This window comes from Roseivivax marinus (assembly GCF_900109705.1).
Lineage (GTDB): Bacteria > Pseudomonadota > Alphaproteobacteria > Rhodobacterales > Rhodobacteraceae > Roseivivax > Roseivivax marinus.
In genome coordinates this window covers 57,756-68,558 of sequence record NZ_FOAI01000003.1, presented here as the reverse complement: position 1 = coordinate 68,558, position 10,803 = coordinate 57,756, and the positions used below count along the sequence as shown (strand labels likewise).

The window sequence follows — 10,803 nt, the reverse complement described above, 5'->3', positions numbered from 1 at the left end:
ATTCAATTTCGACTGCTCAGGACTTTCCGCTTGTGCGGAATTGGTGGAGGCTTTTTGCCCCTATTCGAGATGCACCGCGCGGCCGAGACCGCGTGGGACCAGAGCATCATCTTCGAGATGACTTTGTTTTTGTGGCACCGCGCTCTTTGAAAAGGGGCCCGGGATGCTTCCCGAAATTGAAAACAGAAACATGGCGGTGCGCAGCGGGTCCCGGAAAAACTCCGGACCCCGGCATCGGCCACATTGAGCGAAAACATGTTTCTGCCGCAATTACTTTTTTTATGACGATTTAAGGGCGGCGTTGCGGCAACACGCGCCGATAGAGTGCCCAAAACAGGCGATTATTATAGCGCGCACGATACTTTCAGCAGCGCGGATGGCTGTTAACCTTCTGTTAACCAGTGCGAAAATTCGAATTTGGGTGGAAGCTGCCGCTGAACAGCGACGGGCAAGGTGTCCCCTCAGGGTTGCACACCGCGATTCTGCGGACGAAACAGACAGTTTCGCAACGGCGCACTTCCCGCTTCGGCAGCCGACGGCAACCCGGTTGTGCGGTGCCGAGAGTGATTCGGATCAGCCGTCGGGGAGGCGCGACTCATAGGCGCTCAGTGCCCGCGGAAGAGCATTCGAAACAGGGGGAAAGGGCGACCCTGGCGCCGCGCTCAGAAGCCGCTGATTTCCGGCAGCCAGGTCGAGAGCGCCGGCACGAAGGTGATCAGCAGAAGAGCCAGACCGAGCGCAACGAAGAACGGCGGCATCTCCCGGATCAGCCGAGACGGCTTGAGCGACACCGCGGACGAGACCACAAAGATCAGGCTGCCCACCGGTGGCGTGGTCAGTCCCAGCGTCAGGTTCACAATCACCACGATGGCGAAGTGGTCGGGGTCGATACCCAGCGCGAAGGCGATGGGCGCGAGGATCGGCACCAGGATCATCACCCCCGGCAACGGGTCCATGAACAGGCCGAACGCCAGCAGCAGCAGGTTCACCGCCAGCAGGAACACCAGAGGCGACAGGTCCCAGGAGATGATGGTCTCGGCCAGCATCTGGGGAATGCCCTCGATGATCAGCACCCAGGCGAAGGCCCGCGCCGCGCCGAGGATCAGGAGCACCGCCCCGGCGACGATCGCCGCGCGCAGGATGGTGTCGGGCAGGTCCCGCAGACGAAACGAGCGGTAGACGAACATGCCCACGAAGAGCGCGTAGAACACCGCGATGACCGACGCCTCGGTGGGCGTGAACACACCGAAGCGGATGCCACCCACGATCAGCACGATCAGCAGGAGCGCCGGAACGGCGTGCAGGAAGATGCGCACGATCTCGGGCAGCGACGGCATCGGCGCGCCGGAAGCGTAGCCCCGCGCCCGGCTCACCCGCGCATTGGCGAGCAGCACCAACAACGTGATCAGAACACCCGGCAACACCCCCGCCATGAACAGCGACCCCACGGACACCCGCTGGTCCTGCATGGCGTAGATGATCATGGTGATCGACGGAGGGATGATGGGCCCCACCACGGAACTGGCGATGGTCAGCGCGCCGGCATAGGCGCGGTCGTAGCCGCCCTTCTCCATCATGCGGACCATCATCGCTCCCGGCCCCGCCGCGTCCGCAAGCGCGCTGCCCGAGATACCGGCGAACATGGCGGAACTGACCACGTTGGCGTGGCCCAGCCCGCCGCGCAGGTGCCCGACGAGGGATTGCGCGAGGCGCAGGATCGCCATGGTCACCGCACCCGCGGTCATGATTTCGGCCGCGAGGATGAAGAACGGCACGGCAAGCAGCGGAAAGCTGTCGAGGCCCGAGAACATCTCCTTCACCACGACGAGGTTCGGGTAGCTCGAGCCGAAGCTCAGGGCGACGAAGACCGCGATCGCCATGGCAAAAGCGACCGGAAGCCCGAGCGCGAGCAGCACGAAGAGCGCAGGAAAGAGGATCTCAGCCATTGGCGCCCTCGCGCAGCGCCGCGTCTTCGTCGCCGGGGCCGGACCCCTTGTAGGTTCCGGCCCGCACGAATTGCGGCGCGATCAGCAGAAGGTGGACGATCAGCAGGGAGAACCCCACCGGCATCGCGGCGTAGACATAGAGGAACGGGATCCGCAGCGCCGGGGTCAGCTGGAACTGCATCCGCTGGGCATACTCGATGCCCACCGACACCATGAAGCCGAAGAAGATCAGAAGGACGAGGACAAGCGCGCCACGCAGAAGCTTCTGGCCCGTGGTGGGAAGCGCGTCCTGCAGGTTGGTGATCGCGACATGCGCGCCGAGACGCAGCGCGAGGCCCGCACCGACAAACGTCATCCAGATCATGAGATAGCGCGCGGCCTCGTCGGCCCAGGACAGCGAATGCCCGGTGAGGTAGCGCAGCGCGATGTTCGCGCCCACGATCAGGGGCATCGCGCCCAGGATCAGGATCAGCGCCCAGCCGTTGGCGCGGACAAAAATGCGTTCGAGCCGCTTCACGCTAGGCCCCCTGTCGGCGCCGGCGCCCGCCCGGGGCGCCGGCACTCGGTCATTCGAAGTTCACGATCGAGTCGACCAGGTCCTGGCCGTAGGTCTCGTAATAGCCCTCGTAGGCCGACGAGATCTCTTCCTGGAACTGGGCTTTCTGCTCGGCGGAAAGCTCGTTCACCTTCATGCCGCGCTCCTTCAGCGTCTCGACGCCGGTGGTCTCCACGTCATCCACGAAACCACGCATGGCGGTAACGGCCTCGTCCGCGGCGGTCTCGAAGGCCGCCTTCTGCTCGTCCGAGAGACCGTCCCAGAAGGGCTTCGACACCAGCAGCATCGCGGGCGAATAGACGTGGCCCGACAGCGTCAGATATTCCTGCACCTCGTCGAGCTTCACCGACACGATCACCGACAGCGGGTTCTCCTGCCCGTCGATCACGCCCTGCTGAAGCGACGAGATCACCTCGGGCCAGGCCATCGGCGTGGGCGCGGCGCCCATCGCGTTGAACGCCGCCTGGTGGACCGGGTTCTCCATGGTGCGGATCTTCAGACCCTCGACGTCGGCCGGGGTCTCGATGGCGTTGCGGTTGTTGGTGATGTGGCGGAAACCCTGCTCGCCCCATGCGAGGCCGTGCAGGCCCACGTCGTCGAACTTGGCGAGAATCTCCTGCCCGATCTCGCCGTCGAGAACGGCGCGTGCATGCTCCAGGTCGCGGAACAGGAACGGGATGTCGAAGACGCCGGTGTCGGGCACGAAGTTGGCCAGCGTGCCGGAGGACACGATCGTCGCCTCGACGGTCCCCAGCTGCAGGCCCTCGATCACCTCGCGCTCACCGCCGAGGCCGGACGAGGGGAAGTGCTTGAAGCTGAACGCGTCGCCTGTCTGCTCGGTGACGACTTCTTCGAAGGTCTGTGCCGCGACGCCGTAATGGCTGTCGGGCGCCAGCGCGTAGCCGATCTTGACCTCGGTTTGCGCGAATGCCGGACCGGCCGCCGCAACAATCGCACCGGCTGCGACGAGCCCGCTGAAACGATACGTCATGTGTTCCTCCCTGGAATTTCCCGATGTTGCTACACGCGGCTTTTTGGGGTGGCAACCCCGCCCGCGTGAGCGCTATCGCCTGCGCGTCACGCGCCGCCGCTCTTGCGGAAGAGACGGACCAGTTCGGGCACGTAAGCCTGCCCGCCCTGCCCCTCGGACACGCCGTGGATCGCCGACGACACTCCGTCCGCGACGGTGCGCTGTGCGCCTGCGGCCTCGGCCATGTCGCGGTAGTAATCGATGTCCTTGGCGGCGTTCGACACCGCGAACGGCAGGCCGCTGCGGTCGTTATCCACGATGAACGGGGCGAGCCGGTCGAGCGCAGCGCTCGCGCCACCTCCGTTGGCCAGCACGTCCACCAGCACCGCCGGATCGACACCCGCATCGGCCGATTGCGCGGCGGCCTCGGCGAGTAGCGTCATGAACCCGACCGAGACGAAGTTGTGCAGAAGCTTGAGCCGGTGCCCGTGGCCGAGCGGTCCGACATGGGTGACCGTCTCGGTGAAGCTGTCGAGGATCGGGCGCACCCGTTCGAGCGTGTCGGCCTCGCCCCCCACCAGAAGAATGAGCGTGCCGGCATGGGCGTGCGCCGCCGTTCGGGTCATCGGCGCGTCGAGATAGGCCCCGCCGACCTCTTCGGTACGCGCACCCATCCGCAGCGTCGTCTCGGGCAGCGAGGTCGAGCAATCGACCACCACCGTGCCGGGGCGCAACGCGGGCAAAAGCCCCTCCATCACCGCCTCGACCTGCGGCGCGCCCGTGACGCAAAGCAGGATCACGTCGCACTCGGCCGCGATCTCGGCCGGGCTCGAGACCGACCGGCCGCCCAGCGACACGATCTCGTCGGTCGGCTGGTTGCCCGGGTGGTCGAGGAAGGACAGCGCGTGGCCACCCCGCGACAGCACGTTGCGTGCGATGCCATGGCCCATGAGGCCCACGCCGATCAGTCCGACATTCATGGTGAACTCCCCCTCCTGGGTCTGTGCGCGGATCGCGCCGCGCGCCCGGCCCTCAGTCCGCGTTGATCCAGATCGCCTTGGTGTCGAGATATTCCTCGACATGTTCCGCGCCGCCCTCGCGGCCGTAGCCCGACATCTTCATGCCGCCGAACGGCACCGCCGGGTCGATGGCGTGATACATGTTCACCCAGACCGAGCCCGCCTTGAGCCGGTGAGCCAGCTTGTGGGCGGTCCCGAGATGCGTCGAGAACACGCCCGCCGCCAGCCCGTAGGGCGTCGCGTTGGCGCGGGCGACCACCTCGTCGAGCGTGTCGAATGGCATCGCGGAAATCACCGGGCCGAAGATCTCTTCGCGCGCGACGCTCATCTCGTCGGTCACGCCGCCGAAGACGGTGGGATGGAAGAAGTGCCCCCCGTCGAGCCCCGTGCCGGTGGCGCGCCCGCCGCCGGTGACCACCTCGGCGCCCTCCGCCGGACCGGCCGAGAGGTAGCCCTCGATGCGCTCGGCCTGCCGGGCCGAGATGATCGGGCCGATGTCGGTATCAGTGGCGATGCCGTGACCGATCTTCAGCTTCGAGGCGTAGTCCGCCACGCGTCGCACGAACTCGTCGTGGATCTCGCGCGCCACGAAAAGCCGCGATCCCGCGATACAGATCTGGCCTGAATTGGCGAAGACCGCCATGGCGGCCACGGGCACCGCCTTGTCCATGTCCGCATCGCGGCAGACGATGACCGGGGACTTGCCGCCCAGTTCCAGCGATACGCGCTTGAGGTTGCCGGTCGCGGCGCGGGCGATGGCCTGCCCGGTGGCGGTGGAGCCGGTGAACACGATCTTGTCGACGCCCGGATGCTCGGCCAGCGCGGCGCCCGCCTCGGCGCCGGTCCCGGTCACGATGTTGAGCACACCGTCCGGCAGCCCCGCCTCCTGCATGATCCGGGCAATCATCAGCACGGTCAGCGACGCCTCCTCGGACGGTTTCAGCACCACCGTGCAGCCGGTGGCGAGCGCCGGCGCGATTTTCCAGACCGATCCCGCGATCGGGGCGTTCCACGGGATGATCGCGCCCACCACGCCCACCGGCTCGCGCACGGTGGACGAGTAGATGTCGCCCGGAAACGAGTTCGGGATGGTCTGGCCGTGCACGCTGACCGCCTGGCCCGCGTAGAAGCGCAGCATCCCCAGTACGCGGCGCTGGTTGGCGAGCGTGCGCTGGATCGGCATCCCCATGTCGAGGGTGTCGGACAGGCACAGCGTCTCCCACTCGGCCTCGAACCGCTCGGCGATCCTGAGCAGGAGGTTCTGGCGCTCGTAGGGGGTGAACTTGGACCATGGCCCCTCGAAGGCGCGGCGGGCGGCGGCGACGGCGTCGTCGATATCGGACGCATCCCCGCGCGGCACCGTGGCAAGGCGTGTGCCGTCCGCGGGGTTCGTCGCCGGCATCTCGCGCTCGGACCGGGCCGCGCGCCAGGCGCCGTCCACGAACATCGGTCGGAACGATCCGTCGTAGAGCGTTGCCACGGATGCCTGCCAATCCTTCATGTCGCTGTCCCCTCGCTGCACGGTGCCGCGTTGATGGCCGGAGCCGGCGCCGGGTGCAAGTCGATGGAACTGCGCTTTGTGCCGGGGCGAGGCAGCGGCCCCGCCCCGGTGGCGCGGATCAGATGAAGATGAAGTCCTCCAGTCCGAGATCCGCCGCGCTTACGCCCGTGACCTCGATGACGTGTCCGTTGAAGCTCATCGTCACTCCGCCGCCCGCCGCGTCGGAGATCTCGAGCGCGTCGACGAAACCCTGCAGCCCCGAGCCCGGCGCATTCTCCACCCCGACCATGCGGAAGCGATCGACACCGTCCTCGAAGCCCACCACCCGGTCCACATCGCCGGGGGTGAAGTCGTTGAAGACGAACAGGTCAGCCCCGGCGCCGCCCACCATCGTGTCGTCGCCCGCGCCGCCGTTGATCGTGTCGTTGCCCGGGCCGCCGACAATCGAGTCGTCGCGGCCGCCCCCGGCGAGGAAGTCGTTGCCCGCACCGCCGATCACGGTGTCGTCGCCTTCGCCCCCGCCGATGGAGTCGTTGCCCGTACCACCGTCGATGCTGTCGGTGCCCGTGCCACCGCCGAGGCTGTCGTCGCCGCCCTGCCCCAAGACCGTGTCCGCGCCGAACGAAGCGCCCATGGTGTCGTCGCCGGCCCCGCCCTCGACAAGGTCGTCGCCAGGACCGCCCGCGGCCACGTCGTCGCCGATGCCCCCCGCGAGCGCATCGTCACCCTGCCCGCCGCCAAGCGTGTCCGATCCCTCGCCTCCAAGGAGCGTGTCGTTGCCCAGACCGCCACCGAGGAAGTCGTTCCCGTCGCCGCCATCGACCACGTCGTTGCCATCCGAGCCCGCGATGTTGTCGTCGCCCGGCCCCCCCGACCAGCGAATCGTCGCCCGCCTCACCCAGAAGGCCGTCATCCCCCGCCGCGCCGTCGAGGGTGTCGTTGCCATCGCCGCCGAGGATCCGGTCGCCCTCCGGCGTGCCGGAGATGACGTCGGCGCCCGGAGTGGTCGGCGCCAGGTCAATCAGCCCGTCCGCCGCCCCGGTCACGGTCTCGGGTTGGCCCAGGCCGTCGGTGAAGTTGACGGCCACCGACAGGATGCTGCCGATATCCGCGGTGACGGGCGTGTAGCTGGTGCCTGTGGCACCCGCGATCTCGGTCGTGCCGCGCAGCCACTGGTAGGAGAACGGACCAAGGCCATTGGCGTCGGCCAAGTCGGAGGCATCGACAGAAAGTGTCTGTGTCGCCCGCAGAACGCCGTCGATCTCCACGGTGCCGGTGGCGGGAACCTGAAGCTCCACGGGCTCTTCCTCGGCGTCTATCACGGTCAGGCGCTGCTCACCGAACTGGACGACCCCGTCCGCAGTCGAGAAGGCGCTGAGGGTGCGGGCGCCGTCGCCGCTGTAGGTCTCGTCCCCCACCACGGAGATCCGGGCGAAGCTCACCTGCTGCCCGGCGGCGAAGGTGACCGCGTCGTCGATCAGCGACAGCCCCGGCCCGCCCGAGCCGGACAGGACGACCGACAAGGTCAACTCGCCCTCGGCCGGGCGCGAGAGGCGGATCGGCACGGCGTATTCCGTCGTCACCGAGGCGACCTCGGCCAGGGTCACCGGCTGGCCGAGCACGATCTCGTCACGGGCGTCCCCGTCGTCGTCGAGCACGAGACCCGGCATGCGGATCGAGCCGACGCCGTCGGGCAGCGCCGCGTTGGCATTGGCGAACACCTCAAGGATGACGGCCTCATCGGTCTCTTCCTCGGAGTCGCCGTCGATCCGGATGAATGCCGTCGTTCCGGTGGCACCCGGCGCAATGGTCCGAAACCGGTGGTCGACCCCCGAACGTCCTCTCCGACCGAGGCGGTGCCGCCCAGGAACGAAAAGCCTACCTCCACCGGGTCGCCAGACGGCTCTGACAGGGCAATCGAGTAGATCAGGTAATTGGGATCCTGGATGCTCGTCGCCTCGAAGTTCGAAACCGGAGAGATCGACAGCACCGGCAAGTCCTCGACACCGTCGTCATCGAGGATGCGCAGCGCCCCGACCGAGCTTGACGCCACCGCGTCGGGGGCACCCACGAAAATCTCGACACTCTCGTTCGCCTCCGGCGCCTCGTCTCCGACGACGCCCACGGAAAACCCGTTTTCGGTCTGGCCGGGGGCGAAGGTCAGCGTGCCGGAACCACCCGTCACATCCGCACCCTCCTGCGCCGAGCCATCGAGCGTGCGGTAAACCACGTCGAACGGGGCATCGGGCGCGCGGGACAGGAACAGGTCTATACCGACCTCGCGGGTTCCGGAATCGCCTTCAGGCACGCCTTGTCCCGGCGAGAACAGGGCTCGCTTGGTGCCGCTGCCGTCGTCATCGAGAACCCAACCGATCGTCCGCAGCGTCGGGGCGCCGTCCTCGAATTCCGCGTTCGACAGGCCGTAGAGTTCCAACACGACCGCCTCGTCGGTTTCCTCGACACTGTCGCCGTCGATCCGGATGGAGATCCGGCCGGCCGTCTGCCCGGCAGGGATCGTAAGGGTTCCGGAAGTGGAGCCTCTGACGTCGGTGCCCACGGAGGCCGTGCCACCCGTGATGGACCAGCCAATGGCGGTCGCCTCGTCCGAGGCCTCGGACAACGACACCGTCCAGTTGAGATAGTTCGGATCCTGAATGCTGGTCGCTTCGAAATTGGATGTGGGTGCGACTGTGACTATGGGCATGTGGGGCCTCTCCCGGTGCTGAAAATTCGATCTAAAATGCCGGTCCGAAGACCGTGGTGCCGAAAGGTCGGCTCCCGTCGCCTCTCGCGGACGCGGCACGAACGGATTGTTCGGTGCACACGGGTTCGGGGACGGGGCGAAGCTCTGCGCGGACGCCCGCCCGACATTCGGGTCAGAGCGAAAAGGATAGCACCGCGCGGAAGTCGGATGGCGATCGTGGGCCAAGCGTCGGCCCCTGCGCCATGCGCCGGGCCGACCGGAAAATCGACGGGTCAGAAAATCCTAATATTCGCTGGATTGACCCATATTGTTGACGATTGGTCAACCCTGCGATGACGCACCTTTCGGGATTCCCGCTTTACGCGAACTCGGTATGCGGCCTCGCACCAGCAACCAAAGTGCGAACCCGATCTCGGCCAGCGTCACAATAGCTAACAGCGCCACCCCGATCCCCGTCAGCACGTCGGAGCCCGGCGCGGCCACCGCGCGCACACTGTCCACGAGGTAGCCCGTGCCGCCCACGACCAGCCCCGCCGCCAGCACGCGCGGCACCGCGCCCGACCGCCAGGCGAGCAACCCGAGCAGCCACAGGTGGAGCGTGAAGAACACCTGCCAGACCCAAACCCCGGCATCATGCGCCTGGCGCAGCACCCACGCGAGTTCGGCGCGCTGGACTGCGTCGAGCGCGACGAGCGGCGCCTCGTGCGACGCCAGCGCGAGGATCCCTGCCTGGGGCAGCAGCATGGCCGCCATCACCGCGGCCATCATCAACCGCGCGACCATCGCGGCCAGCGCGAGCACGGCACCGAACGGTCTGAACATCGCGTAGAGCATGACCGACAGCACGGCTTCGGCGGTCATCATCACCGCGTCGCCGCCGACGCTCGCGAGGAAGAGTCCCCGGTTCTCCGCGACCTGCGCGGCGGTCGCGGCCGGGTCGCCCGGGACCGTGAGCTGCGACGGCACCCAGAGGATCGAGAAGAACCCCGCCGCGGCGATGACGAGATAGAGCGCCCCGGCACCCTTAGCGAAGCTGCGAGAGGCCGGGTCGGCGGAGATTGGAAAACGGACGGGCATGAGGGACCTCCCTTCTGGGCAAGGCGTGTCGGATGTCGCCTGCCTACTTCGCCGCGGCCTCATGCGATATTGCCCGATGACGCCGAACTGATATGCATATTCGCATGGATTGGCGGGCCGTGACCTTCGACTGGAACCGGGTGCGGGCGTTTCTCGTCACCGCAGAGGAAGGCTCGCTCTCTGCCGCCGCGCGCGCTCTCGGGCTGGCGCAACCTACCCTGGGTCGCCAGGTCGAGGCCCTCGAACGGGAGCTGGGCGTCGCGCTGTTCGAGAGAACGGGCCGCGGGCTGCTGCTGACCCCGGCAGGGCACGACTTGCTGGGTCATGCCCGGGCGATGGGCGACGGCGCCGGCGCTCTGGCACTTTCGGCCGCGGGCCAGACCGATGCGCTGGATGGCGAGGTGGCGGTGTCGGTCTCGGACATCGATGCGGTCTGTCTCCTGCCCCCCATTCTTGCGCGTCTCTACGCGACCCATCCCGGCATCCGGGTGGAGATCGTCGTCGACAACGCCCTGTCCGACCTGCGGCGTAAGGAGGCCGACATCGCCATCCGTAACGTCCGCCCGACCGAAGGCGACCTGGTGGCGACGCGGCTGCGCGACGCCGCGGCGCGGTTCTACGCGGCATCGACTCTGCTCGAGCGCCTGGGACGCCCCGAGGTTCCCACGGGCTTTGCCGGGGCGCCCTGTGTCGAGATCGACCGCACGGGAGCCGCGCGCGCTCTGCTCGCCGCGCGCGGCTTCCCCGTGGAGGCGATGCGGTTTCCTTGGCGGACATCGCATTTCGTCACGGGATGGGAGCTGGTGCGCAGGGGCATGGCGATCGGTGTCGTGGACGACCGTATCGGCGACGCCGAGCCGGGGGTGGAGCGTATCCTGCCGACCCTCGACCCGGTCCCCTTTCCCGTCTGGCTGACCGCGCATCGCGACATGCGCCGCTCGCGCCGGTTGCGCGCGGTGTGGGACAGTCTCGCCGAGGGACTGAGCTGACAAGCTGGCACCCTCCGAGAAAATCGAATCAAGTTCGAATT

At 67.5% G+C, this 10,803-nt stretch carries 10 protein-coding genes; 1 reads left to right on the top strand and 9 read right to left on the bottom strand.

Features of this window, described 5'->3' with window-relative positions; translation table 11 throughout:
* Positions 1 to 662: 662 nt before the first annotated feature.
* From BMX29_RS04815 to BMX29_RS04780, 9 genes are all read right to left on the bottom strand, one after another.
* The gene (locus BMX29_RS04815) at positions 663 to 1,946 is read right to left on the bottom strand and encodes a TRAP transporter large permease (RefSeq protein WP_092810872.1); all 1,284 of its coding nucleotides are present in this window, start codon (positions 1,944 to 1,946) and stop codon (positions 663 to 665) included.
* Positions 1,939 to 2,463, bottom strand: coding sequence for a TRAP transporter small permease (locus tag BMX29_RS04810; RefSeq protein WP_092810870.1), 525 nt, complete (start codon positions 2,461 to 2,463; stop codon positions 1,939 to 1,941). Before BMX29_RS04810 ends, BMX29_RS04815 begins: the two co-directional genes overlap by 8 nt.
* 49 nt (positions 2,464 to 2,512) lie before the next feature.
* On the bottom strand, positions 2,513 to 3,493 hold the full coding sequence (locus tag BMX29_RS04805; protein ID WP_043843676.1) for a TRAP transporter substrate-binding protein: 981 nt from the start codon (positions 3,491 to 3,493) through the stop codon (positions 2,513 to 2,515).
* Between the two features lie 86 nt (positions 3,494 to 3,579).
* Entirely contained in the window at positions 3,580 to 4,452 is an 873-nt protein-coding gene (locus BMX29_RS04800) for an NAD(P)-dependent oxidoreductase (protein ID WP_092810868.1), read from the bottom strand.
* Between the two features lie 52 nt (positions 4,453 to 4,504).
* Positions 4,505 to 5,992: an aldehyde dehydrogenase family protein gene (locus BMX29_RS04795; protein ID WP_092810866.1), complete on the bottom strand. Its 1,488-nt coding sequence runs from the start codon at positions 5,990 to 5,992 to the stop codon at positions 4,505 to 4,507.
* Positions 5,993 to 6,110: 118 nt separating this feature from the next.
* Positions 6,111 to 6,818, bottom strand: a complete 708-nt coding sequence (locus BMX29_RS19735; RefSeq protein ID WP_092810864.1) for a calcium-binding protein — start codon at positions 6,816 to 6,818, stop codon at positions 6,111 to 6,113.
* Positions 6,715 to 7,662 (bottom strand): hypothetical protein, encoded by a 948-nt coding sequence (locus BMX29_RS19730; RefSeq protein ID WP_175471128.1) that lies wholly within the window; start codon positions 7,660 to 7,662, stop codon positions 6,715 to 6,717. The genes BMX29_RS19735 and BMX29_RS19730 overlap by 104 nt, the downstream gene beginning before the upstream one ends.
* On the bottom strand, positions 7,596 to 8,696 hold the full coding sequence (locus BMX29_RS04785) for a Calx-beta domain-containing protein (protein WP_092810862.1): 1,101 nt from the start codon (positions 8,694 to 8,696) through the stop codon (positions 7,596 to 7,598). The genes BMX29_RS19730 and BMX29_RS04785 overlap by 67 nt, the downstream gene beginning before the upstream one ends.
* Before the next feature lie 321 nt (positions 8,697 to 9,017).
* Positions 9,018 to 9,773, bottom strand: a complete 756-nt coding sequence (locus BMX29_RS04780; protein ID WP_092810860.1) for a DUF4386 domain-containing protein — start codon at positions 9,771 to 9,773, stop codon at positions 9,018 to 9,020.
* Between the two features lie 104 nt (positions 9,774 to 9,877).
* On the opposite strand from BMX29_RS04780, the gene BMX29_RS04775 reads away from it, so the two are divergent.
* Entirely contained in the window at positions 9,878 to 10,762 is an 885-nt protein-coding gene (locus tag BMX29_RS04775; protein ID WP_244889145.1) for a LysR family transcriptional regulator, read from the top strand.
* Positions 10,763 to 10,803 lie beyond the last annotated feature (41 nt).